25 protein-coding genes are annotated in these 22730 nt (G+C 69.9%); 8 read left to right on the top strand and 17 right to left on the bottom strand.

Features of this window, described 5'->3' with window-relative positions; translation table 11 throughout:
• Positions 1 to 10: 10 nt before the first annotated feature.
• Genes ACH413_RS19740 through ACH413_RS19765 form a run of 6 tightly spaced genes read right to left on the bottom strand, consistent with a single transcriptional unit; the run spans position 11 to position 5853 of the window.
• Positions 11 to 1243, bottom strand: a complete 1233-nt coding sequence (locus ACH413_RS19740; protein ID WP_396425025.1) for an ABC transporter permease — start codon at positions 1241 to 1243, stop codon at positions 11 to 13.
• Positions 1240 to 1914: an ABC transporter ATP-binding protein gene (locus ACH413_RS19745; protein ID WP_360033994.1), complete on the bottom strand. Its 675-nt coding sequence runs from the start codon at positions 1912 to 1914 to the stop codon at positions 1240 to 1242. Before ACH413_RS19745 ends, ACH413_RS19740 begins: the two co-directional genes overlap by 4 nt.
• Positions 1911 to 2936 (bottom strand): peptidoglycan-binding protein, encoded by a 1026-nt coding sequence (locus ACH413_RS19750; protein ID WP_360033992.1) that lies wholly within the window; start codon positions 2934 to 2936, stop codon positions 1911 to 1913. The genes ACH413_RS19745 and ACH413_RS19750 overlap by 4 nt, the downstream gene beginning before the upstream one ends.
• Entirely contained in the window at positions 2933 to 3457 is a 525-nt protein-coding gene (locus tag ACH413_RS19755) for a hypothetical protein (RefSeq protein WP_360033989.1), read from the bottom strand. The genes ACH413_RS19750 and ACH413_RS19755 overlap by 4 nt, the downstream gene beginning before the upstream one ends.
• 40 nt (positions 3458 to 3497) lie before the next feature.
• On the bottom strand, positions 3498 to 5180 hold the full coding sequence (locus ACH413_RS19760; RefSeq protein ID WP_360033986.1) for a HAMP domain-containing sensor histidine kinase: 1683 nt from the start codon (positions 5178 to 5180) through the stop codon (positions 3498 to 3500).
• Positions 5173 to 5853 carry a response regulator transcription factor gene (locus ACH413_RS19765; RefSeq protein WP_360035112.1) on the bottom strand — a complete coding sequence of 227 codons (681 nt, stop codon included), beginning with the start codon at positions 5851 to 5853 and terminating at the stop codon, positions 5173 to 5175. Before ACH413_RS19765 ends, ACH413_RS19760 begins: the two co-directional genes overlap by 8 nt.
• Before the next feature lie 97 nt (positions 5854 to 5950).
• On the opposite strand from ACH413_RS19765, the gene ACH413_RS19770 reads away from it, so the two are divergent.
• A complete protein-coding gene (locus tag ACH413_RS19770) occupies positions 5951 to 6868 on the top strand; it encodes a hypothetical protein (protein ID WP_360033983.1) in 918 nt (305 codons plus the stop codon).
• A 28-nt stretch (positions 6869 to 6896) separates the two neighbouring features.
• Here ACH413_RS19770 and ACH413_RS19775 read toward each other — a convergent pair whose 3' ends face one another.
• From ACH413_RS19775 to ACH413_RS19820, 10 genes are all read right to left on the bottom strand, one after another.
• Positions 6897 to 7793 (bottom strand): LLM class flavin-dependent oxidoreductase, encoded by an 897-nt coding sequence (locus tag ACH413_RS19775; RefSeq protein WP_360033980.1) that lies wholly within the window; start codon positions 7791 to 7793, stop codon positions 6897 to 6899.
• A gap of 136 nt (positions 7794 to 7929) precedes the next feature.
• Complete coding sequence (locus ACH413_RS19780) at positions 7930 to 8343, bottom strand: hypothetical protein (protein WP_360033977.1); 414 nt, start codon at positions 8341 to 8343, stop codon at positions 7930 to 7932.
• Positions 8344 to 8377: 34 nt separating this feature from the next.
• Positions 8378 to 9142, bottom strand: coding sequence for a 3-oxoadipate enol-lactonase (pcaD, locus tag ACH413_RS19785; protein WP_360033974.1), 765 nt, complete (start codon positions 9140 to 9142; stop codon positions 8378 to 8380).
• Positions 9139 to 9612: a nuclear transport factor 2 family protein gene (locus ACH413_RS19790; protein WP_360033971.1), complete on the bottom strand. Its 474-nt coding sequence runs from the start codon at positions 9610 to 9612 to the stop codon at positions 9139 to 9141. Before ACH413_RS19790 ends, pcaD begins: the two co-directional genes overlap by 4 nt.
• A complete protein-coding gene (locus ACH413_RS19795; protein WP_360033968.1) occupies positions 9609 to 10343 on the bottom strand; it encodes an adenylyltransferase/cytidyltransferase family protein in 735 nt (244 codons plus the stop codon). The genes ACH413_RS19790 and ACH413_RS19795 overlap by 4 nt, the downstream gene beginning before the upstream one ends.
• Entirely contained in the window at positions 10340 to 10627 is a 288-nt protein-coding gene (gene catC, locus ACH413_RS19800; RefSeq protein ID WP_360033965.1) for a muconolactone Delta-isomerase, read from the bottom strand. The genes ACH413_RS19795 and catC overlap by 4 nt, the downstream gene beginning before the upstream one ends.
• A gap of 2 nt (positions 10628 to 10629) precedes the next feature.
• On the bottom strand, positions 10630 to 11748 hold the full coding sequence (locus tag ACH413_RS19805) for a muconate/chloromuconate family cycloisomerase (protein WP_360033962.1): 1119 nt from the start codon (positions 11746 to 11748) through the stop codon (positions 10630 to 10632).
• Positions 11745 to 12572: a catechol 1,2-dioxygenase gene (gene catA / locus ACH413_RS19810; protein ID WP_360033959.1), complete on the bottom strand. Its 828-nt coding sequence runs from the start codon at positions 12570 to 12572 to the stop codon at positions 11745 to 11747. The genes ACH413_RS19805 and catA overlap by 4 nt, the downstream gene beginning before the upstream one ends.
• A gap of 7 nt (positions 12573 to 12579) precedes the next feature.
• Entirely contained in the window at positions 12580 to 14124 is a 1545-nt protein-coding gene (locus ACH413_RS19815) for a 4-hydroxyphenylacetate 3-hydroxylase N-terminal domain-containing protein (RefSeq protein WP_360033956.1), read from the bottom strand.
• A 2-nt stretch (positions 14125 to 14126) separates the two neighbouring features.
• A complete protein-coding gene (locus ACH413_RS19820) occupies positions 14127 to 14690 on the bottom strand; it encodes a flavin reductase family protein (RefSeq protein WP_360033953.1) in 564 nt (187 codons plus the stop codon).
• A 110-nt stretch (positions 14691 to 14800) separates the two neighbouring features.
• Here ACH413_RS19820 and ACH413_RS19825 point away from each other — a divergent pair, with 110 nt between their 5' ends.
• A complete protein-coding gene (locus ACH413_RS19825) occupies positions 14801 to 15598 on the top strand; it encodes an IclR family transcriptional regulator C-terminal domain-containing protein (protein ID WP_360033950.1) in 798 nt (265 codons plus the stop codon).
• 36 nt (positions 15599 to 15634) lie between these two features.
• Positions 15635 to 16939, top strand: coding sequence for an NAD(P)/FAD-dependent oxidoreductase (locus ACH413_RS19830; RefSeq protein ID WP_360033947.1), 1305 nt, complete (start codon positions 15635 to 15637; stop codon positions 16937 to 16939).
• Between the two features lie 226 nt (positions 16940 to 17165).
• Here ACH413_RS19830 and ACH413_RS19835 read toward each other — a convergent pair whose 3' ends face one another.
• On the bottom strand, positions 17166 to 17672 hold the full coding sequence (locus tag ACH413_RS19835) for a DinB family protein (protein WP_360033944.1): 507 nt from the start codon (positions 17670 to 17672) through the stop codon (positions 17166 to 17168).
• A gap of 186 nt (positions 17673 to 17858) precedes the next feature.
• Between ACH413_RS19835 and ACH413_RS19840 the strand changes: the two genes are divergently transcribed.
• The 5 genes from ACH413_RS19840 to ACH413_RS19860 all read left to right on the top strand — a co-directional run bounded on the left by ACH413_RS19840 (position 17859) and on the right by ACH413_RS19860 (position 22681).
• Entirely contained in the window at positions 17859 to 18764 is a 906-nt protein-coding gene (locus ACH413_RS19840; RefSeq protein ID WP_360033941.1) for a hypothetical protein, read from the top strand.
• 72 nt (positions 18765 to 18836) lie between these two features.
• Positions 18837 to 19703 (top strand): RNA polymerase sigma-70 factor, encoded by an 867-nt coding sequence (locus ACH413_RS19845; RefSeq protein ID WP_360033938.1) that lies wholly within the window; start codon positions 18837 to 18839, stop codon positions 19701 to 19703.
• A gap of 79 nt (positions 19704 to 19782) precedes the next feature.
• Positions 19783 to 20529, top strand: coding sequence for an SDR family oxidoreductase (locus ACH413_RS19850; protein ID WP_360033935.1), 747 nt, complete (start codon positions 19783 to 19785; stop codon positions 20527 to 20529).
• A 129-nt stretch (positions 20530 to 20658) separates the two neighbouring features.
• A complete protein-coding gene (locus ACH413_RS19855) occupies positions 20659 to 21654 on the top strand; it encodes a hypothetical protein (protein WP_360033932.1) in 996 nt (331 codons plus the stop codon).
• Positions 21655 to 21721: 67 nt separating this feature from the next.
• On the top strand, positions 21722 to 22681 hold the full coding sequence (locus ACH413_RS19860; RefSeq protein WP_360033929.1) for a hypothetical protein: 960 nt from the start codon (positions 21722 to 21724) through the stop codon (positions 22679 to 22681).
• The last annotated feature ends 49 nt before the right edge of the window (positions 22682 to 22730 follow it).

Here is a 22730-nt window from a genome sequence, read left to right on the forward strand (position 1 = left end):
GCGGTGTTTCTCACGGCGCGGCGAGCGCCTCCGTCGGGGTCAGCCGCGACGCCCGCACCGCCGGATAGACCCCGGCGACCACGCCCGTCACGACCGCCGCGCCGAGCCCGGCCAGGACCATCTCGATCGGGATCACCGCGGGCCAGTTGTGCGCGAACGCGTAGCCAGCGGTTCCTGTTAGCCCTAACAACACGCCTGCCACGCCACCGAGCAGGCACAACACGACCGACTCGGTGAGGAACTGCGTCCTGATCTGACCGCGGTTGGCGCCCAGGGCCCGGCGCAGGCCGATCTCGCGCTTGCGTTCCAGCACGGAGATCACCATCGTGTTCGCGACCCCGATGCCGCCGACCAGCAACGCCACCCCGGCGAGGCCCAGCATCAGCGCCGAGAAGGTGTTCTCGGTGAGGCGCTTGGCCGTGAGCGCGTCGGACGGGCGGCTGACCCGCACCTGGGACGGCCGCTCCGGGGAGATCGTCTGCGGCAGCACCGCCCGCACGTCGTCGATCGACGGCTCCTGCGCCCTCAGGTAGAGCACCGTGGGCCGCTGGTCGAAGCCGAGGTCCTCGGCCGACTCCCAGCCGACCAGCGCCGACCGTTCGACCTCCGGCGCGAGCGGCAGGGGAGCGAGGATCCCGATCACCGTGAACCACGTGTCGTTGATCCTGACCTGGGCGTCCGGGGCGGTGATGCCGAGCCTGGCCGCGGCGATGTCGCCCAGCACGACGGTCGGGAACTTCGAGGTGGTCTCGTTGAGGAACGTGCCGGTCCGGACCTGGCCGTTGAGCGTGTCCAGGAGGTTGAGCTTCGAGGCCAGCACGGTCAGCCCGGACGTCTCCGAGTCGGGGATCCGGTCGGAGCGGCGGATCACGGCGTGCGTGTTCGCGACCGCGCTGACCTGGTCGGCCGGGCCGATGCGTTCGACCATCGCGACGGAGTCCGGTGGCAGCGACGCGGCCTCGTTGTTCGTGCCGGTGGCGGCCTCGGCGCGCAGCAGGTTGGTGCCCAGCGCGGCGAACTCCTCCATCAGCGCGGCGCGGCTCGACGCCGGGATGCCGGTGACCACGACGAGCGTGGCGATGCCGATGGAGATGCCGAGCGCGGACAGCACGGCCCGCATCGGCCTGGTCCGCAACGGGGACAGGCCGAGCAGCAGGAGGTCGGTGAGGCTGAGCCGGGTGGGTTTGACGTCACGGGGGTTCGCGCCGCTGACCTCGGTGCGACGGGCGGTGTTAACGCTCACGCCGTCACCTCCGCGCGGATGCGGCCGTCCCTGATCTCCACCTGGCGCGGCAGCCTCGCCGCCACCTCCCGGTCGTGGGTGATCACCGCGAGCGTCGTGCCCTCGCTGTTCAGGTCGAGCAGCAGGTCCAGCACCGCACGGCCGGTCGCCGTGTCCAGCGCACCCGTCGGTTCGTCGGCCAGCACCAGTGCGGGCCGGTTCACCACGGCACGGGCGATGGCGACGCGTTGGCGTTCACCACCGGACAGTTCGTGCGGCCGGTGCCGAAGCCGATGGCCCAGCCCCACGCGGGTCAGTGCTTCGGTCGCCATCGCGGCCCGCCACTTGCGTGCAGTGCCCGCGTAGAGCAGGCCGGTCGCGACGTTGTCGATGGCCGTGAGGCCGTCCGCGAGGTGGAACTGCTGGAACACGAACCCGATCCGCCGTCCGCGCAACGCCGACAGTTGTCGGTCGGACAGCGTGGAGATGTCGTGCCCGTCCAGCAGCACCGTGCCGCTGGACGGACGGTCCAGCGTGCCGAGCAGGTTGAGCAGCGTCGACTTGCCCGAACCCGAAGGGCCGACGATCGCGACGGCCTCACCTTCGTGCAGCGTCAGGGAAACACCGTCGAGAGCGCGCACACCGCCCGCGTACTCCTTGACGGCGTCCAGGATCTGGAGAACCGGGGTCACGACGTCGTCACCACCCGCATGCCCTCGCTGAGGCCACCGCCGCTGATCTCGACGAGCCCGCCGGCGAACAGGCCGGTCTTCACCGCGACGAGCCCGCCTTCCTCGGTCTGCACCGCGTACCCGCCCTCGCGCAACGCCAGCAGCGCGGTCACCGGCACGGCCAGCACGCCCTGCCGCGCGGTGCTGGTCAGCCGTATCCGCACGGGGCCGGAGTCGAACTCGCCGACCTCGGTGTCGAGGCCGATGTCCACGGCGATCACCGGGATCTCCTCGCCGTTGCCGTTCTTCTCGGACTTGACCTCGGTGCTGACCGACCGCACGGTTCCCGCGGTCTCGGTGCCGTTGGGCAGCACGACGGTGACCTTCAGGTCCTTTTTGAACACTTCGGCCTGTCGTGCGTCGATCGAGGCGTCGACGGCCTTGCCCGTCGCGGTCACGCTCATCAGCGGGCCCTCGCCGGACGCCGACAGCTTCGCGGTGACCGACTCGACGCGCACCTTCCCGGACAGCACCACGACGTCACCGGGGTCGATCACGCCGCTCTCCTCGACCTTCTCGGCCTTCTGCCAGCGCTTGACCGCGTCGATCGTCGCCTGCGTCAGCTCGTCCGCTGCCCCGCCGAACTTGTAGCCGAGAGCGCCCAGGTTGTCCTTCACGATCTTCACGTCCGGGCCCTTGAGACCGGCCTTGTCGAGCTTGCGCCACAACGGGGTGTCACCGAAGAACAACCACACCGGCCGGTTGTCCACTTTGTACACGGCGGCACCGCGGTCGACGGCCGCGCCAGGAGCGGGGAGCCAGGTGAGCGTGCCCGCCCGCCGTCCTGTCACCTCCTGCGAGGCACCGAAACCGAGGGTGGCCTTGAACTCCCGGACGTCGGTCAGATCGGTCTTCACCACCGCGACGGTCTGCGGCGGCGGGGGTGGCGCGGACTGGGCCGGGGCGCGCCGCGTCCAGGTGAGCGCTAACACGCCGCTGACCAGCACAAGAGCGACTACACCGGCGATGATCCACCGCTTCACTTACGCCCTCCGCCGAACACTTCCTGCTCGCAGTCCTCCTCGATCTTGCGGCGCTGGTCCTCCGGCAGGGTCTGCTCGCCGTCGTAGGTCCAGCTGCCGGGCTCGGTCTCGATGACCTTCATGCCGCGGCTGTTGATGCACTGGACGTTCTTGTGCCAGTTGTCGGCGAAGGTCGGGTTCTTCGAGTCCATCTCCCACGGCGGCAGCGGCCACTTCTTCGCGCACGCCTTCCACGCCTCCTCGCTGTACTGCCGGCGGGTGGGGATGTCGCCCTTCGCGTTCGGGTCCTTCTCGGCCAGGCAGGCGGTGTGAGCGTCGCGCAACCGCTGCTTCTCCTCCTCGGTCATGTCCATGCGCAACCGCGGCTGCTCGCCGTCGTCCGGCTTGGCGGCGGTGGAGGAAGAGGGCGCGCCGGCTCCGGAGGACTGCAGGGACGCGACGTTCGAGGACGAAGGGGGCGCGGCCTGGCCGCACGCGGAAAGCAGCAGCATGGCGGCGCCGATCAACAGCCTGGGATTCATGGCGGCGATGCTGCCGGGCGGTTGTGAGGAAAATATGCGCTCAGCGTGCCGGCAGCGTGATCGTGAACGTCGTCCCGCGCCCGACCGTGCTGTCCACGGTGATCGTGCCGCTGTGAGCGCTCACAATCGCGTGTGCGATCGCCAGGCCGAGCCCGCTGCCGCCGGTGTCGCGGGTGCGGGAGCGGTCTGCGCGCCAGAACCGGTCGAACACGTGCGGCAGGTCCTCGGCGGAGATGCCGGAACCCGTGTCGCTCACGGTGATCCGGCCGTCCCGTGCCACGAGACGGACCGTGCCGGTCGAAGGCGTGTAGCGGAAGGCGTTCGTGACGAGGTTCGTCAGGACCTGCCGCAGCCGCACCGGATCCGCGTGCACCACCCCGCCGCCCTCCGCGATCAGCCCGGGATGCGCGGCGACGAGCTGGTCGAACAGGTCCCGCAGGTCGACGGGTTCTGGATGCAGCCGCAGTTCGCCGGCGTCGGCCAGCGCGAGGTCCTGCAGGTCGTCGATCAGGCGTTGCAACACCAGTGCCTCGTCGAGCAACGCCGTGAGCGTTGTGCGGTCCAGCTCGACCATGCCGTCGCGGGCACCCTCCAGCCAGCTGCGGATCGTGCCCAGCGGATTGCGCAGCTCGTGTGAGATGTCGCTGGTCATGGCCTTGCGCTGGGCGTCGGTGCGGGCCCGGTGCGCGGCCATGTCGTTGAACGCCCGCGCGAGCTGGCCGATCTCGCTGCGCGACCGGATGTCGACCTGGGCGTCGTCGCCGTGCCGCAACCGCTCGGCGGCGGCTGTGAGCGTGCGCAACGGCCTGGTCATCCGCAGCGCGACGACCACGCTGACCCCGACGGTCAGGACCAGCACGATCGCGGCGACCAGCACGATCCGGCCGACGTCGAACCTCACGACGGTCGCCTGGGTGGTCTTGCCGGCGGGGTCGGTGACGAACAGGAGCGCGGGCGGCGCCACGTAAGGCCGCAGCTGGGTCCGGCGCGCGTTCGCCAGGCACTCGGTGTTCGTGGCGGTGGGCTGCCACGACGCGTTCATCTTGATCCGCTCGGCGGGCAGGCCGCGCTGCTTCAGGCAGTCGTTGACGAGGAGGTCGAGCTCGTTGAACGCGGCGGACTCGCCCAGCGTGAGCGTGGTCAGCCGGGTCTCGATCTCGGTGCAGGACGGCGAGGCCGGTGCGGCGGTCGTCCTGTCCACGTTCACAATCGGGCGGCCCCACGCGGTCGTCGGCGTCTCCTCCGCCTGCGCCGCCTCCGAACTCCGGCAGCGGGCACGGTAGATCTCCGCGTCCTGGGCCAGGCTGCCCTTCTCCCGTTCGGTGAGCTGGAACGGGCCGGCGATCCTCGCGTCGATCCGGTCGGCGGGGGAGTCCGGCGCCTGCGCGAGGTCGAGCTCCAGCGGGTTGATCACCGCGGACGGCACCGCGGGCAGCTGGCTCGGGTCGAGGTTCGCGCCGGTGTCGGAGATGACCTTGCGGTCGGCCGTGGTGAGGATCAACCGGCCCTTGCCCGGCTGCAGCGCGACGCCGTTCCAGTCGCGGTGCTCGACGGCGAACGTGATCAGCTCGCGGTACGTGGCGGCGTCCCCCGCCAGCGCGTTGCCGAGCTCCTGCCTGATCGACGTCGACGTGCTCTGGGCGGCGAGCCACGCGGTCGCGGTGATCGAGCAGAGGGCGACGAGCACCGACGCGGCCAGCAGCCGCGCCAGGACGCTATGCACCGGACCCGTCCACCAGCTTGTAGCCGACGCCGTGCACGGTCAGCAGGTACGTGGGCTTGCGCGGCTGGGCCTCGATCTTCTTGCGCAGGTTCATGATGTGAGCGTCGATGGTGCGGGAGGTGATGTACCCGTCGAGCCCGTGCACCGCGCTGAGCAACTGCGCGCGGCTGAACACGCGGCCGGGGCTCGCCGCCATCGTGTGCAGGATGCGGAACTCCGACGCGGTGCACTCGGCCGCGTCACCGCGCACGCGCACCTCGTGGCGGTCGGGATCGATGACGAGATCACCGAGCGCGATGTCGTTCGCGGCCGTGCGCTGGACGCGTCTGAGCAACGTGCGCACGCGCGCCATCAGCTCGCGCGGGCTGTAGGGCTTGGTGACGTAGTCGTCGGCGCCGAGGTCGAGACCGTGCAGCAGATCGTCCTCTGTGGACTTCGCGGTGAGCATGAGCACCGGGATCTCCGTCTCGTTGCGCAACGTCCGCACGACTTCGAGCCCGTCCACTTTCGGCATCATCACGTCGAGGATGAGCAGGTCGGGCGGATCGCGGCGGATCTCGTCGAGCGCCGCTGATCCGTCGTGGACGATCCGCACCCGGTAACCCTCCTGGCGCAGGTATCTCCCGAGCATGTCGGCCTGCATCACGTTGTCCTCGGCCACCAGCACGCACATGCCCATGTGTCGCAACATAGTCACCCGTGCCGCCGCCGCACGGGATGAGGACTCGTTCCGCACAGGATCCTCACAACTGACTGCCACGGTCGACCGCATGCGAATACTGAGCGTGGTCGCGCTGCTGCTCCTCGGTGTACCGGGCCTGGCGGCGGCTTCTCCCTCCGGCCCCGACGTGGTCGTGCACGATCTCGACACGGACGGCGTGGCCGCCTACTGGACACCGGAACGGATCGCGGCGATGCCGACCGGACCGTCCGCGCCTCCCGGAACACCCGCCGTCGACGACCCGACCGGTGCACCGGCGCCGAACAGCAGGTCCATCGGCCGCCTGTTCTTCGTCGACCGTGACGGCGAGGACTCGAGTTGCACGGCGACCGTCGTGGTGAGCGCCAACAAGCGCACCGCGGTGACCGGCGGGCACTGCGTACACACCGCGAACCTGATCGGCCAGGACCGCCGGTGGCACTCGAAGATGCTCTTCGTGCCGGGGTTCCGCGACGGCACCCGGCCGTTCGGCGAGTTCGTGGTGCGCCAGGCGATCGTGAACCGGACTTGGATCACCGACGACCAGCAGTCCGAGTACGACCAGGCGTTCCTGGTGCTGGACAAGCCGTCCGGCGCGAGCGAGAACATCGCCTTCGGCCGGCCGGCAGATCGCTTCGCGCGGGAGTACGGCTACCCGCGCGCCGCCGGGCAGCCCGGCCACCAGGGCAGGCCGGAGTTCACCGGCCGGCGGCTGGCGCAGTGCTGGGGCACGCCCGCCCACCACCCCGGCTATCCGGAGCGACCGGCGGACGAGAACCTCTGGGGCGTGCCGTGCGACATGGGCGGCGGATCCAGCGGCGGGCCCCGGATCAGCGAAAACGCGGTTGTGGGCGTGAACATCCAGAGCTTCCACCTGGACGCGAACGGCCAGCTGGTCCCGCCCGGCCAGGGCGTGCGACACCTCGGCGGCGCCCAGTTCAGCTGGAGGATCACGGCTCCGCTGTACCAGCGGGCGCAGCGGGGCTAGCCGGAGTGGCCGCGATCCTGTCGCGGCCTCACCCGGTGGGGTCGAGATCGCCGACGATGGCGGCGAGCAGCTCGTAGCTCCGGCGGCGGTCCGCGTGGTGGTAGATCGGCGAGGTGATCATCAGCTCGGACGTGCCGGTCTCGTCGAGCACCGCCTGGAGCTTGCGCGCAACAGTCTCCGGCCCGCCGACCAGCACGCGGCCGTCGTCGGGAAGCACGGCCGCGTCCTGCGGGCTGGGCAACAGGATCCGGTTGCCGTCCTGTCTGCCGCGCACCTTCGTCCTGATCGGCCCGGCGAGCCACTCGGCCCGTTGGTCGTCCTCCGCGCAGATCACCGAGACGCTGACCAGATCCGCCGCGCAGACCAGTTCCGGACTGAGATGCCGCGCGAACGCGAAGGGCAGGCCCAGTTCGGCGGCCAGCGTCGCCGTGCTCGGTGACGAGCCCAGCAGCCACAGTTCCGGCATGTTGCCGCCCTGCACCGGCACCGCGACGGTGTCCGACGGGTTCAGCAACGCCTGCAACTCGAGGAGTTGGGAGCGGTACGGCCGGTCGCTGCGGCGCAAGGCCGAGACCACCGAAGGCGAACCGCCGGGCGCACGGCCGACGCCGAGGTCGATCCGGCCGGGATGCAGGGCCGCGAGCGTGCCGAACTGCTCGGCCACCACGAGCGGCGGGTGGTTGGGCAGCAGAACACCGCCGGAACCGACGCGCAGGCGAGAGGTCACGGCCGCCAGATGTGCGACGAGCACGGCCGGTGCGGAACTGGCGACCCCGCGCATGCCGTGGTGCTCCGGCACCCAGTACCGGTGAAACCCCAGTTCCTCAGCCAGTTCCGCGAGATCGACCGTGTTGCGCAACGCTTCGCGCGGCGTCGACCCCTGCACGATCGGTGACGTGTCGAGCACCGACAACCGCAGCCCCATGACCCGCACACTAGGGCGATGGGCATCGCTCGGCTCGACCAGCTGGCGCCGACCTGAACGCCGCGACGGGCCCGTTCTGCAGCGTCTACGTGCGTGGTCCCGACGGGAACCTGGTCGAGGTCGGCAACCACGTGGACTAGCAGCGTTCGTCGGTCTGTCCCCAGTAGACGTTGCCGTCGCCCCACACCTCGCCGTACGCCCGCGTGCACTTGGTGAGCGTGTTGGTGCCCTTGGACCAGACGTCCTGCTTGTTGGTGCCGTTGACGTTGCTGTTGTAGTCGCGCGACCCGTTCACGACCATGGCGGCGCTGGAGCTGAAGCCGCCGGGCTGCGCGACGTAGGAGTCCCACACGTAGGTGTAGGCCCAGTTCTTGCCGCAGCCCTTGAACTGCTTCACCGAGGCGATGATCGTGCCGTTCTTCTTCACGTAGCCGGTGGAGCCGATCTGCACGGTGCCGGCGCATCCAGGAGCGGACTCGGCCTCGGCCGTGCCAACGGAGGCGAGTGCCGTCAGCGCCACGGCTGGCAGGAGCAACATCACTTTGCGCATGCCCCCACGGTGACGGGGGCCGGTTAGCCGGCGGTTAATCGATCCTTCGCAGCAGGTGGGCGGCGACCGCGGTGTTCACGATCTCAGGGCGTTCGGCGGTGAACAGATGTGCGGAGCCGGCCACGACCTCGAACCGCGCGCCGGGAATCCCGTCCGCGATCTCCCGCACCAGGTCTGGAGGCGTCGCGGGGTCATCGGCACCCGCGAGCACGAGCGTCGGCACGGCGACGGCGCTCAGTTCGGAGCGCACGTCGAACGCCCCGATGGCCTCGCAGCAGCCCGCGTACCCCTCGGCGGACGTCGCGAGCAGCATCTCCAGCAGCCGTTCGGCCTCTGCCGGCTCACGAGCGGCGAACTCCTCGGTGAACCAGGTACCGGTCCGCGACGGCACGATCGCGCCGGTGCCCTCGGCACGGACCGTCGCCGCCCGTACCGGCCACTGGGGCGGATCAGCGAACCGCGCGGCGGAGGCGCAGATGGTGAGCGTTAACAAGCGCGAGCCCGAGTGCAGGGCGAGCCACTGGCCGATCGCGCCGCCGATCGACACCCCGAGGTAGTGGAACCGCCGCACGCCCAGGTGATCGAGCAGTTCCACGACGTCGGCCGCGAGGTCCGCGATCGAGTACGGGCCGGGCGGCACCGGTGAACCGCCGTGGCCGCGCAGGTCGAACCGAACCACCCGCCAGCGGTCGGAGAGCCCGGCAACCTGGGCGTCGAAGAGACCCAGGTCGGTGCCCAGCGACGGGCCGAGCACGAGCACCTCGGCCTCCGGCGGACCGTCGACTGCGTAGTGGATCACGCGTGCTCCCAACGAGTGGCGCGGGCGGAGTCGAGGCTGAACCGGCCGTGGTCCCAGCCCTCCGACAACGGCGCGAAGTAGTCGAAGACGACACGTTTGCGCTGGTAGCGCCACTTCGAACCAACGCGGACGAGATCGTCGTGGTAGCGGCCGCCGGCCACATGCGGTTCGCCGTGCAGCACGCAGGGCTGGAAGAGGAACGAGCAGACGTGCGCGCGGTCGCCGTCCAACTCGATCTCCAGGTTCGTCACGTGGTGCCAGAACGCGGTCAGCCCGTCCGAAGCGAGCCCTCCGAAGAACGAGGTCAGTTCCGCGTGTCCGCGCGCCGTCGACAGCCCGGCGAACTCGCCGTCCTCCACGAACAACTCGACCAGCGCGTCCCACGAACCCGAGTCGAGCAACCGGCAGTAGGCGGCGTCCAGCGCCCGGATCTCCTCCAGATCCTCCAACCGCCGCACCCGATCCGTCACAGCCGGTCCAGGAACTCGACGACGGCCGGCCCCTCAGGACCGGTCACCAGCACCGAACCGGAGGACACGACCAACCGGGCCGCCCGCCCGCCGAGAGTGCCCGTGTACCGGCCGTCCGGCGGCAGCGCGGTCCCCGGCGGCACGACCACCACGCCGGCGGACAGCACACCCTCCACCCGGTGCGGCCGCCCGAGCACGAGCGCCGCCGAACGAACATCGCCGTGCCGCACCAACTCCCGCACCCGCGTCGACGAACACCCGTCCACCAGGTCGACGCCGAACGCGGGAAGTCCCAGTTCCCGCAACGTGTCCACGGTCCCGGCGCCGCGATGACCGAACGTGAAGTTCGCCCCGACCACCACGGCCTCGGCGCGCAACGTCCCGACCAGCACCTCCGCCACGAAGCCGGCGGGGGACAACGCGGCGAACCGTCGGGTGAACGGCAGCACCAGCGTCGCTTCCACCCCCAGGGAACGCCCGAGCTCCGCACGCCGGTCGACGGTGCTCAGCGCGGACGTGTCGCGGGGCAGGCCGAGCACCCGCGCGGGATGCGGGTCGAACGTCACGAGCACCACCGGCCGCGACCCGGCGACCTCCCGTGCGGCGGAGATGAGGTGGGCGTGCCCGCGATGAACGCCGTCGAACACCCCGATCGTCACCACGCACCCCGGCCAGTCGCCGGGTACGTCGGCGAGCGAGCGCCACACCAGACCTTCCTGGACGGCCGTCATGGCTGGGCCGCCAGATCGGAGGGGTGCGTCGCCAGCGGCGTCACCTCGACCCGCATGTACTCCCACAGCGGCAGCGACGACAGGAACGCGTGCAGCTCGTCGTTGGACGGCACCTCGAAGACGCTGATGTTGCTGTACTGCCCGACGACGCGCCACAAATGCGGCCACACGCCCATCTTCTGCAACTCCAGCGCGCGGTCCTTCTCCGCGCGCACCAACTCGGCACGACGCTGCGGGTCCATGTCGTGGGGCAGGGAAACGTCCATCCGCACGTGGAAGAGCACGGTCACCTCCTGGTGAAGGCCGCGACGGCCGCGGGGTCCAGCTCGACGCCGAGCCCCGGTCCGCCTGGCAGGTGCAGGTCGCCGCCGTCGTAGCGCAGCGGCGTGGCCAGCAGCTCCTCGCGCATGAGCAACGGCCCGAACAGCTCGCTGCCCCACGTGACCGCCGGTGAGGCGCACGCGAGATGCAGCGACGCCGCCGTGCCGACCGGGCTCTCGATCGAGGTGCCGCCGTGACACGGAATACCCGCCGCGGCGGCGATCGAAGCGATGGCGGCGGTGGCGCGCAGTCCGCCGGACTTCGTGGTCTTCAACGAGAACACGTCCGCCGCCCGCAAACCCGCCAGCCGCAACGCGTCCGACGGCGTGCGCAGCGACTCGTCCGCCATCACCGGGATCGGCAGCGCGTGGTTGATCTCCGCGAGCCACTCCACCTCGGCACCCGGCACGGGCTGCTCGACCAGCTCGACGCCGGCGTCGACGAGCTCGGGCAGGTACCGCAACGAGGTCAGCCGGTCCCAGCGCGCGTTCAGATCCACCCGCACGCCCGCGACGCCCTGCAGCTTCTCCGCGATCGCGCACACCCGGCGCACGTCGTCCACCGGGTCCTGCGCGCCCATCTTGAGCTTGAAGCTGCGATGCCCCGCGTCGAGCTTGGCCATCGCCTCCTCGATGACGACGGCCGCGGGTTCGGTGCCCAGCGCCCACGTCACCGGGATCGACGTGCGCGCCAGCCCGCCGAGCAACGTGTGCACCGGAACGCCGAGTGAACGTGCCCACGCGTCGTGCAACGCGACCTCGACAGCTGCTTTGGCGTAGAGGTTGGCGTTCACAACGTCGTTCACGGCCTGCAGGATGCCCGCGATGTCGTCGGTTCGACGGCCCACCAGCAGCGGGGCGATGTACTGGTCGATGACCACCTTCATGGTCTCGACCGACTCACCGCCCCACCACGGCCCGCCCGGCACGACACCCTCGCCGAGGCCGACCGCCCCGCCCGCGGTCCGGACGTGGACGAGCAGCACGGGCTGCGCGTCCATCCCGGTGCGGGCGAAGCGGTGCGGCCGGACGAGCGGGACGTCGAGCAGAACGGTGTCCACGCCGTCGATCTGGAGGTCGTTCATGCGGGTTCGAGCACGAAGTCGTAAGACACGCGCTGGTCGGCCGGGGTCAGGACGAGTTCGGGCTTCACCGCTTCGGCGACGTCGCTGTCGACGTACTCACCACCGGCGAAGTAGAGCTGCGTGGTGATCGGCCGATGCCCGGGAGCGCGCACGATGAGGTGCAGGTGGGCGGGCCGCCACGGGTGCCAGCCGGCCGCGTCGATCAACCGGCCGGTCGGGCCGTCGGTCGGGATCTGGTACGGCGCGGGCTGCACCGTGGTGATCTCGAACCGGCCCTCCGCGTCCGTCGTCACGACCGCGCGCAGGTTGCCGGAAGGGATGTCCGGCGCGAACCCCGAGTAGTAGCCCTCGGAGTCGGCGTGCCAGATGTCCAGCTCGGCCCCGGCCAGCGGCAGCCCCGCGAGGTCGGTCACCCGACCGGAGAACACCAGAGGCGAGCCCTGCTCGTCGGCACGCATCGGCAGCGTCGCGACGGAAGGCAGCGCCACCTGGTCCGGCAGGTAGTACGGGCCGAGGATGCTGCCCTTGGTGCCGTCCTGCGTGCGGGCGGCGACCTCCTCGACGACGTGCTCCACGAACACGTCCAGGAACAACGGCCACTCGCCGCCCTCGCCGAGGTCCATCAGCCACTGCTTGGCGGCCTGGAACTCGGCGTAGGTGACGTCGTGCTCACGGATCGCGGAGTGCACGCCCCGCAGCACGGCGGTGGCCACAGTGGACACCCGCTCGGGGGAGACGTCGACGGAAGACCGCGTGGTGGAACGGAAGCTGGCGCTCGCGGAAGCGCCGGAGTCCGCCGCGGTGGGGGAGTGAACGGCAGTCATCGGGAGGTCACCTTCCGCTCAGCGAGGTCGCGCCGGGGTTGAACAGGTCGGGAACGGTCCAGCCGTTCAGGTCGTACTCGGCCATGCACTGCTCGGCGAATCCCTTCATGGAATCAGCCATGCCGGACTGCTGCGCGGCGAACAGCATCTCGGCGCGCACACCCTCGTGGTTGCCGGAGTAGTTGCGTTCGTAGAGCTCGTGCCGGCCGCCGAACTCGCTGCCGATCGAGTCCCAGATCAGTTTCATCAGCTTCACGCGCTCGACGGCGTCCATGCCGTTCGAGCCGCGCACGTACTTGTCGAGGTACGGCCGCGTCTCGTCGGACATGAAGTCCTTGGCCGACGACGGCAGGTAGATCAGCGCGGAACCCATGTCCTGCATGATGATCTCGCGGATGCGCGGGTAGCCGACCGTCATGAACCACCGGTAGGCGAGTCCGAAGTCGAGGTGTGGCAACACCGCGCCGTCGACCCACTCGTCGGGTTTCGCGCACATCGCCTCGGACAGCGCGTGGAACAGGTTGCGCCACCCGATGACCTCGCCGACTCGGGTCTGGATGCCGCGGAAGTCCTTGACGCCGGTGGCTTCCACGCCCTTGAGCAGCAGTCCGGCGATGAAGTCGAGCTTGACCGACAGCCGCGTGACACCGTGGAACGTGAAGCGGTGCAGGAACCCGGATCCGGGGAAGAACGTGCTGGCCTTCTCCGCGTCGCCGTAGATGAAGACGTTCTCCCACGGGATCTTCACGCGGTCCAGCACGAAGATCGTGTCGTTCTCGTCGAACCGCGACGACAGCGGGTAGTCGAACGGGCCGGTGGTCTTGTCGACGTTGGCGGAGTAGGAGTTGCGGCAGATCAGCTTCATGCCCGGCGCGCCCATCGGCACCGTGCACACCAGTGCGAACTCGCGCTTCTTGATCGGCAGCCCGTAGTGCGCGATGAAGTTGTAGTTCGTGATCGCCGATCCCGTCGCCACGACCTTCGCGCCGGACACGATCAGGCCGTCGTCGCGCTCCTCCTCGACGTGCATGAACACGTCGCTCACCTCGTCGGGGTTCCGGTTGCGGTCGACCGGCGGGTTGATGATCGCGTGGTTCCAGTACAGGACCTTCTCCTGCGACTCCTGGTACCAGCGCCGGGCGTTGTCCGCGAACGGGTTGTAGAAGTCGGCGTTGGCGCCCAGCGTGCCGAGGAACGCGGCCTTGTAGTCGGGGCTGCGGCCCATCCAGCCGTAGGTCATCTTCGCCCACTCCGCGATGGCGGCGCGGTCGGCGTAGAGATCGGCGCTGCTGCGGGGCGTGCGGAAGAACGGGTGGGTGAAGCCGCTGCTGCCGGTGTCGGTCGGCGCGGTCAGGACGGCCTGCTTGTCCGGGTCGTGCAGCGCGTCGTACAACCGGGCCGTCATCCGGACGGAGTTGCGGAACGCGGGGTGCGTGGTGACGTCGCCGACCTTCTCGCCGCCGAGGAACACCTCTCGTCCGTCCCGAATGGACTCGATGTACTCCTCGCCGGTCATCGGCCGGGTCGTGCGTTGCTGCTGCTGCGTGGTCATGCCTAACCCTTCAGCGTCGAAGTGGTTCGCAGTGGGGCGAAGTCGGATCCGAACCACCCGATGTCCGGGCAGTCGACGGAACTCATCCAGTGGTCCGCGGTGCGTCCGGCGATCTCGCGGAACGCGCCACCGAAGAACAGCAACGGATCGGCGTCGCTGGTGCTGAGGTGCGCGACCTCCCCGATGACGATCAGGTGGTCGCCGCCGTCGTACGTGCGCCAGGGCAGGCACGAGATGGTCGCGGCGGTGCCGAGCAGAACGGGGGCGGTCGGCCCGTCGGCCCAGCGCGGTGCGGGGCCCTGGGGGCGGCCCGCGAAGGTCCAGGCCGCGTCGATCTGGTCGGCGGCGAGGACGTTGACGGCGAACGGCTTGTCGTCGAGGAACCGGCAGGCCTTGGAGTTGCGGGTCAGCGTGACCTGGCACAGCGCCGGTTCGAGCGAGATGGCCGTGAAGGCGTTGACGGTCGCGCCGTGCGGCTCTCCGTCGTCGTTGCGGCAGGTCACGACCGTGACGCCGGTGGCGAACCTGCCGAACCCGTTGCGGATTGTGCGGTGATCCAGAGTCATCTCCCGCTCCTCCTGTACGCTGTGCGTACAACATGTACGCTTTGCGGTTACATGAGGGTGCACCGACGTTGCGGGCATGTCAACGGGTCGTGGTGCGGAAAGATGGGGCGATGACCAGCGGGCCGGACGAGCGCGACTTCATCCAGAGCATCGAGCGCGGGTTCGCGGTGCTGCTCGCGTTCGACGAGGACCGGGTCAGCCCGAACCTGGCCGAACTGGCCGCGGCGACGAATCTCTCGCGGCCGGCCGTGCGCCGGATTCTCCTTACGCTGCAACGGCTTGGGTACGTGCGCAACGACGGCACGCGGTGGACGCTGACGCCGAGGGTGCTCAGCATCGGGCAGCACTACTCGGCGTCGCACGCGATGATCGAGCTCGCCCAGCCGCACCTGCTGGAGCTGTCGGCGAAGACCGGTGAGTCGGCGTCGCTCGCGGAACTGGACGGACGGGACGTCGTCTACGTCGCGCGGGTGCCGGTGCGGCGGATCATGAGCATCAACGTGTCGGTCGGCACGAGGGTCCCGGCGTTCGCGACGTCGATGGGCCGGGTGCTCCTCGCCTGGGCGCCGGACGCGGTGGCCGAGGAGGTCGTCGCGGCCGGTCTGCCCGCGCTGACCAGGCACACGATCACCGACGCCGACGCGTTCCGGGCGAGTCTGCGACAGGTTCGCTCGGACGGGTGGTCGATCGTGGCGGAGGAACTGGAGATCGGGCTGCTCTCGGTGTCCGCGCCCGTGCGCGACCGCACCGGGGAGGTGGTCGCCGCGCTCGCGTCCTCCACCTCCGCGGGGCGATCATCTGTGCGGGAGATCCGCGGCGAGGTGCTGCCGTTGCTGCTCGACGCCGCGGAACGGATCAGCGCCGACCTGGGCCACAAGGGCTCGGCGCGGCGTGAAGGCTTCTACTGACCGCGCTCTTTTTGGCGGGCACAACGAGGAGGACGCATGTCCGCTCGGCCGAGGGTCCTGGTGATCGGTACCGGGTTCGCCGGATTTCACTGTCTGCGCAAGCTGGAACGCAAGCTCCCCGAGGAAGCGGCCGACCTGGTCGCGATCAACCCCATCGACTACATGCTCTACATCCCGCTGCTGCCCGAGGTGGCGGGCGGTGTGCTCGACCCGCGCCGGGTCGCGGTGCCGCTGCGGAACACCCTGAAGCGCACGAAACTCGTGCTGGGCGCGGCAACGGGCATCGACCTCGCCCAGAAGTGCGTGCGGGTGACCGACGTCGAGGGCCGCGCGAACACGATGCCGTACGACAAGCTGCTGATCACGTCCGGCAGCGTCACGCGACTGCTCTCGATCCCGGGCGTCGCCGAGCACGCGAAGGGCTTCCGGACCGTCGCCGAGGCCATCCACCTGCGCGACCACGTGCTGCGGCAGCTGGAGCTGGCCGACCAGTCCGACGACCCGGAGGAGCGCCGTGCGCGGTGCACGTTCGTGGTGGTCGGTGCCGGCTACACGGGCACCGAGGTGCTCGCGCAGACGCAGCTGCTGACCCAGGACGCGTGGCGGCACCTGCCGGGCCTTCGCGACGTGCCGCCCCGGTGGATCCTCGTCGACGTCGCTGCGCGCGTGCTGCCGGGACTGGACCCGCGGCTGTCGAAGCCGACGGAGAAAGTGCTGGTCAAACGAGGTGCGGAGGTCAAGCTGGAGACCAGCCTCAAGGAGATGACCGACACGTGCGCGCGGCTCTCCGACGGCAGCGAGATCCCGACACGGACCGTGGTGTGGTGCGTCGGCGTGCGGCCCGACCCGCTCGTCAGCACGTTGAACATGCCCGCGACCAACGGCCGCATCGACACGGACACGTACCTCAAGGTCTGCGAGGACGTGTGGGCCGCCGGTGACGCGGCCGCCGTGCCGGACCTGGTGCGGCCCGGCGAGATCACCGCCATGACCGCCCAGCACGCCGAACGCCAGGGGCGGACCGCGGCGATCAACATCGCGGCGTCGCTCGGGCACGGCACCGCCCACGAGTACAGGCACAAGGACCTGGGGTTCGTGGTCGACCTCGGCGGCTGGCAGGCGGTCGCGAACCCGCTGGGCCTGCCGCTGACGAGCCTTCCGGCCAAGGCCGTGACGCGCGGCTACCACCTGATGGACCTGCCGTACGGGCGGTTGCGGACGGCGGCGAACTGGATCACCGAACTGGGCGCCGGACGGCAGATCACGCACTTCGGCGTCGTGCCGGACCGGGGGATCACGCTGGCTCAGGCCGATCTGCCCCCGGCGGCGGCCGGGCACTGAACCCGTCGTCAACTGCCACGAGCGGGTGGTGGCCCAGGGGAGCGGCCTCACTGGCCGGACGGCTGGATCGGGTTACGGAAATGGCGCTGTACCTGGGAATGCTGCTCGCCGTGCTGGGCAGTCCGCCACGCTGGTTCGGCGGCGTCCAGTTTGGACGACGAGCTGGCCGATCTGCTCGCCCTGCACCGCGCACTGCGCGACCCGGCCGTCGCGGCGCGGCGGAGCCTCATGCCCCTGTGACGCCGTCGATGCCCTCGCGCAGGAAGTCCGCGTGACCGTTGTGCCGGGCGTACTCGTGGCAGAGGTGGTTCATCACCAGCCGCAACGACACGTGCTCCTCCCAGCGCGGCTGGTAGCCCGTGACGTCGAGCGACTCGGCCTCGCGCTCGATCCGGCGCGAGTGCTCGACCTCGGCCTGCCACGCCTCGAACGCTTCTGACCGCGTGGACTTCGAGGCGTCGTAAGCCACCTGGTAGTCACCCGCGTCCGACCACACCAGCGGGACGTCCTCGCAGTTGATGACCTTGCGGAACCAGGTTCGCTCCACTTCGGCCATGTGCCGGACGAGGCTGAGCAACGTCAGCGTGGACGGGGGCATCGAGCGGCGGCGCAGGTCCTCGTCGGACAGACCGTCGCACTTCATCGCGAGGGTGGTGCGGTGGAAGTCGAGGAACGCGCGCAGGGTCTCGCGTTCGCCCGCCTGCAGCGGCGGGCTGGAGCGTTCGGTGATCACGGCGTCAGTTTGAGCACAAAGCGGGTCTTCCGCATCCGGATTTGGTGTATGTGTAGTCACGTCGTCTACGTGATTCTGGGGGAATCAATGATGCGTGGATCAGCGCTTGTCGCTGCAATTGGCTTGGCGTGCACGGCTTTCACGGCACCGATGGCGGTGGCCGATCAGGCAGCCTGTGAGTGGGCCGTGTCGAACGTCCCGGTGCCGTCCGGTTACGACGCCCGGTTCACGACGGTGAAGGGCACCGACAGCAACGGCAACTACTCGGGCAACGCGCTTCGGCAGGGCTCGAGCGACTACGACGCCGTGTTCTGGACCGGCGGGCAGCCGCGGGTGCTCCAGGAGGTGGAGAACCTCAAGAACCTGCACGTGTCCGACGAGAACCGTTCGGGGACCGTGCTGATGTTCGGCCGTTTCCCTGACCGCACGGCCGCGGTGCTGTACACCGGCGCGCACGAGAGCACCGGAACGATCACCGAGCTCCCCGGTCTGGAGGGGTACCGCATCGACGCCCCGCAAAAGATCAACGAACGCGGCGACGTGCTGGGCGGCGCCACGCGGATCTCCGACGGCGAGGGGGTGACGGTCCTGTGGACCGCGTCCACGCCGGGGTCCGCGCCGCAGATCATCGAACGGTCGGCCGGCCTGGGTGAGGACCTGGACGACGACGGCACGGTGCTGCTGCGCCACCCGAGCGGCAACGGGGGACGCCTGTGGCGCAACGGGGTCGTGACCGATCTCGAGCACCAGGGCAAGCCCCAGTACGTCCAGGCGATCCGGGGCGGCAAGGTGGTCGGCTACCAGATCGAAGGCTCGTGGCCCAACGCGCAGGCCCTGCTGTGGGACGGCAACGGCGTGGTGAAGCGCATCGCGGGTGCCGCGTCCGCGTACACCATCACCGGTGGCGGTCTGGTCACCGGACAGCGGTCGTCGCTGACGGGCAAGGCCGCGATCTGGCGGGACACCAACTTCAAGACCGAGCTGCCGTTGCCGAGCGGCGTCTCCGGGGTGTCGGAGCTGTTCGTGGCGGGTGACGACGAAACGCTCTTCAGCAAGTCCGGCTCCGGCCCGCTGAAGTGGAGCTGCGACTAACCCCGTGTGAGGCGCCACATCACGGCCTTCTCCCATCGGCGCTACGGTGGCCGGTGGGAGAAGGGGTGGCGGATGACGCAGCAGCTGGACGAGGCCGAGTCGGTGTTCGCGGCGGCCCGGCCGAGGCTGTTCGGCATCGCCTACCGCATGACCGGCAGCGTGGCCGACGCCGAGGACCTCGTGCAGGAGGTGTGGGTGCGCTGGCAGCTCGCGGACCGCGCCGCCGTGCTCAACCCCGAGGCGTACCTGGCCACCGCGATCACCCGCCTCGCGATCAACGAGTCGCAGACCGCGCGGGCCCGCCGCGAGACCTACGTCGGGCCGTGGCTGCCCGAGCCCGTCGACACCTCCGCGGACCCGCAGGTCGGTGCCGAGCAGGGCGCGGTGCTGGAGCTCGCGGTGCTCATGCTGCTGGAGAAGCTGACCCCGACCGAACGGGCCGCGTACGTGCTGCGCGAGGCGTTCGACTACCCGTACCGGGAGATCGCCGAGATCGTGCAGACCAGTGAGGTCGCGACGCGGCAGCTGGTCAGCCGGGCGCGCAAGCACCTCGCGGACGAACGTCGCGTGCCCGTCGAACGAGCGGACCAGCGCAAGCTGCTGGAGGCGTTCGTGGCGGCGGCGCAGGCCGGTGACCTGGCCGGGCTGGAGAAGCTGTTCGCGCAGGACGTCGTGAGCTGGTCCGACAGCAACGGTGCCATCCGCGCGGCCGGTCGTCCGCTGGCCGGCGCGGCCTCCCTGGCGAAGATCATCTCGGGGTGGGCGCCGTCGTTCTGGGCCGGCGCCGAGGCGTCGTTCGTGGAGGCGAACGGGCTCACCGCCATCCGGCTGCGCAAGGACTCCGGCACCTACGCCGTGATCACCGTGACGGCCTCCGACGAGGGCATCGACCAGGTGTTGTGGCTGGTCAACCCCGACAAGCTGGCCGCGTTCCGGTAGGCCTGTCACAACTTCGGGGGCTGTCCTGTCTTAGCTCGTGAACACCCGCACGCGGCGGGCTCACGAGAGGGACGGACCCATGAGGATCGTTGTCATCGGCGGTACCGGGTTGATCGGCAGCCAGGTCGTGAAGCGGCTCGGCGAGCACGGCCACGACGCCGTGCCCGCGTCCCCGAACAGCGGCGTCAACACGCTGACCGGAGAGGGCGTCGAGGAGGTGCTGAAGGGCGCCGACGTGCTGATCGACGTGTCGAACTCGCCGTCGTTCGCCGACGACGACGTGATGAACTTCTTCACCACAGCCACGACGAACCTGACCAAGGCCGCCGCCGAGGCGGGCGTCGGGCACTACGTCGCGCTGTCGATCGTCGGCACGGACGAGCTGCCCGAGTCCGGTTACCTGCGCGCGAAGGTGGCGCAGGAGAAGCTCATCACGGAGTCGGGCCTCACGTACTCGATCATCCGCGCCACCCAGTTCTTCGAGTTCGCGGGTGCCATCGCGAACTCCGCCGAGCAGGACGGCGCCGTGCACCTCCCGCACGGTGGCGTCCAGCCGATCGCGGCCTCGGACGTCGCCGCGGTGGTCGCCAGGACCGCCGCGACCGAGCCGGTGAACGGCGTGCTGGAGATCGGCGGGCCGGAAGAGTTCACAATGGACGGTTGGATTCGCACGGTGCTGACGCAGCGCAAGGACGAGCGCGAGGTCGTGAGCGACCCGGAGGCCAAGTACTTCGGCACGTTCCTGACCGGCAAGCAGCTCGTGCCGAACGCGGGCGCGCAGCTCCAGCCGACCAGCCTGGAGCAGTGGCTCGCCGCCGGGAACTGAAGCCGCGTCGTGGAGAGTGCGGCCGTGCGGTCGCACTCTCACGCGCAGCGGTTGCACGAACTGGTGGCCGACTCGATCGACCTCTCGGTACCGTGAGCATCGCTTGGCTCACGAACTCTGGGGGAAGACATGAGTCGCAGACTCTCTTTTGCGCTGTCCACTGCCTTGTTGGCCACCGTTGTCGTCACGACGCCGGCGCGCGCGGACACGACGATCACCGACCTCGGCGGCGTTCCGGGTGCCACCTCGAACTGGGCGCTGGCCGTCAACGAACTCGGCGTGGCGGTGGGCGGCAGCGGCTACGGCGACGGCCGCACGGATCGTCCGGTGAAGTTCGACGGCGAGGGCGGGGCGACCGAGTTCGCCGGGCCGGCCGACGGGCGCACCTCGGTGAAGGCGGTCAACCGCTTCGGAGTCGCCGTCGGCACCACCAGCGGCCCCAGCACGGGAACGAGGGCCATCCGCTTCAACGCGGACGGTTCGTACGCGGTGCTGTCCGTGCCGTTCGGTTTCGAGAACTCGCTCGGGCTGGCGATCGACGACCGCGGCACCACGTACGGCATCGCCACCAACTCGAACAACCAGCAGATCCCCGTGCGCTGGCGGCCGAACGGCGTCCTCAACGCGATGAAGCTGCCGACGGGCGCCACCTGGGCCTACGTGTCGGACGCGGCGGCGAACGGACATGTGGCCGGGTACGTCTCCGGCCCCGGTCTCCCGACCACCGCGGTGCGCTGGAACCCCGACAACACCGTGACCGTGCTCGCCAGGCTGGCGGACGGCGCGGCGACCACCGCCCTGGCCGTGAACCAGGTCGGTGAGGTGGCCGGCAACGCCAACTCCGCGAACGACCAGGAGACGTTCGGCGTGCGCTGGAACACCGACGGATCGGTGACGAACTTCGGCCAGGGCAGCCTGCCGAAGGGCATCAACGAGCACGGTGTGGTCGTCGGCAGCTACTACGTCGGAGCAGACCAGCACCCGTTCCGCTGGGACCGGTACGGGACCAAGCTCGAACTGGGCCACCCCGACGGTGTCACCAGTGCCGCCGCGCTGGACATCAACAGCGACGGCGTGATCGTGGGATGGGCGGGGTCACGCGCCGTGAAGTGGGTCGTCGGCTGAGCCGTCGCGAACCACCGTTCTACTCACAAGCTGGGGGAAGAAATTGACTCGCAGGCTCTCTTTTGCTTTGTCCGCAGCACTTCTGTCCACGTTCGTCATCGCGGCGCCGGCCCACGCGGAAACGACGATCACCCGACTCGACGGCCTGGCGGAGGCCACCAGCACCAAGGTGATGTCGATCAACGACTCCGGCCTCGCGGTGGGAAGTTCCATCGTCGGGGGCGTTGCTCGCGCGGTGAAGTTCGACGCCGGCCGGGTGACCGAGCTCGTCGGACCGGACGGCGCGTCCGTCAGCCTCACCGCGGTCAACAACCACGGGGCAGCCGTGGGCAACAGCGCCGTCCGCGGCATCAGCGACAACGCGATCCGGTTCAACCCGGACGGTTCGTACGTGGTGCTCGGCATTCCGTCCGGCTCCACCTTCACGAGGGCCGTGGGGATCGACGACAACGGGATCACCTACGGCGTCGCCCATGGCAGCGGCCACTCGATCCCGGTGAGCTGGCGGCCGAACGGCGTCCTCACCGCCATGAAGTTGCCGGCGGGTGCCACCGACGGGACTGTGGTGAGTGCCTCACCGAACGGGTACGGGGCCGGATTCGTCTCCGGTCCCGGCCTGAAAGAGGTGGCGGTGCGCTGGAACCCCGACCGCAGCGTGACCGTGCTCCCCAGGCTGGCCGAGGGTGCCTGGAGCAGAGCGACGGCGGTGAACCGCAACGGTGACGTGGTGGGAAGCGCCGATCTCGCGGGAGGCGGAGAGCCGTACGCCTTGCGCTGGAACGCAGACGGGTCGATGAACATGTACGGCCAACTGGACGAGCCGACAAGTATCAACGACCACGGCATCGCGGTCGGATACGGCTGGGCCGACGGCCAGTGGCGCCCGTTCCGCTGGACCCGCGACGACCTGAAGCTCGATCTCGGTCTCCTCGCGCCGGCTCCGAGCATCGAGAAGCTGGCCATCAACAACGACGGCGTGATCGTGGGATCGGTCTGGGGCAAGGCGTACAAGTGGATCGTCAGCTGACGGACCGGCGAGGTCACCGGGCCGTTGCCCGGTGACCTGGCCAACGCGA

This window comes from Lentzea sp. NPDC020367 (genome assembly GCF_044387305.1).
Lineage (GTDB): Bacteria > Actinomycetota > Actinomycetes > Mycobacteriales > Pseudonocardiaceae > Lentzea.

Coding starts and splice junctions, on each gene's coding strand:
- ACH413_RS19755 (WP_360033989.1), bottom strand. CDS start 3,457: ATGAATCCCAGGCTGTTGATCGGCGCCGCCATGCTGCTGCTTTCCGCG.
- ACH413_RS19845 (WP_360033938.1), top strand. CDS start 18,837: ATGACGCAGCAGCTGGACGAGGCCGAGTCGGTGTTCGCGGCGGCCCGG.
- ACH413_RS19780 (WP_360033977.1), bottom strand. CDS start 8,343: ATGCGCAAAGTGATGTTGCTCCTGCCAGCCGTGGCGCTGACGGCACTC.
- ACH413_RS19775 (WP_360033980.1), bottom strand. CDS start 7,793: ATGGGGCTGCGGTTGTCGGTGCTCGACACGTCACCGATCGTGCAGGGG.
- ACH413_RS19850 (WP_360033935.1), top strand. CDS start 19,783: ATGAGGATCGTTGTCATCGGCGGTACCGGGTTGATCGGCAGCCAGGTC.
- ACH413_RS19770 (WP_360033983.1), top strand. CDS start 5,951: ATGCGAATACTGAGCGTGGTCGCGCTGCTGCTCCTCGGTGTACCGGGC.
- ACH413_RS19815 (WP_360033956.1), bottom strand. CDS start 14,124: ATGACCACGCAGCAGCAGCAACGCACGACCCGGCCGATGACCGGCGAG.
- catA (WP_360033959.1), bottom strand. CDS start 12,572: ATGACTGCCGTTCACTCCCCCACCGCGGCGGACTCCGGCGCTTCCGCG.
- ACH413_RS19830 (WP_360033947.1), top strand. CDS start 15,635: ATGTCCGCTCGGCCGAGGGTCCTGGTGATCGGTACCGGGTTCGCCGGA.
- ACH413_RS19805 (WP_360033962.1), bottom strand. CDS start 11,748: ATGAACGACCTCCAGATCGACGGCGTGGACACCGTTCTGCTCGACGTC.
- ACH413_RS19820 (WP_360033953.1), bottom strand. CDS start 14,690: ATGACTCTGGATCACCGCACAATCCGCAACGGGTTCGGCAGGTTCGCC.
- ACH413_RS19825 (WP_360033950.1), top strand. CDS start 14,801: ATGACCAGCGGGCCGGACGAGCGCGACTTCATCCAGAGCATCGAGCGC.
- ACH413_RS19795 (WP_360033968.1), bottom strand. CDS start 10,343: ATGACGGCCGTCCAGGAAGGTCTGGTGTGGCGCTCGCTCGCCGACGTA.
- ACH413_RS19765 (WP_360035112.1), bottom strand. CDS start 5,853: ATGTGCGTGCTGGTGGCCGAGGACAACGTGATGCAGGCCGACATGCTC.
- ACH413_RS19855 (WP_360033932.1), top strand. CDS start 20,659: ATGAGTCGCAGACTCTCTTTTGCGCTGTCCACTGCCTTGTTGGCCACC.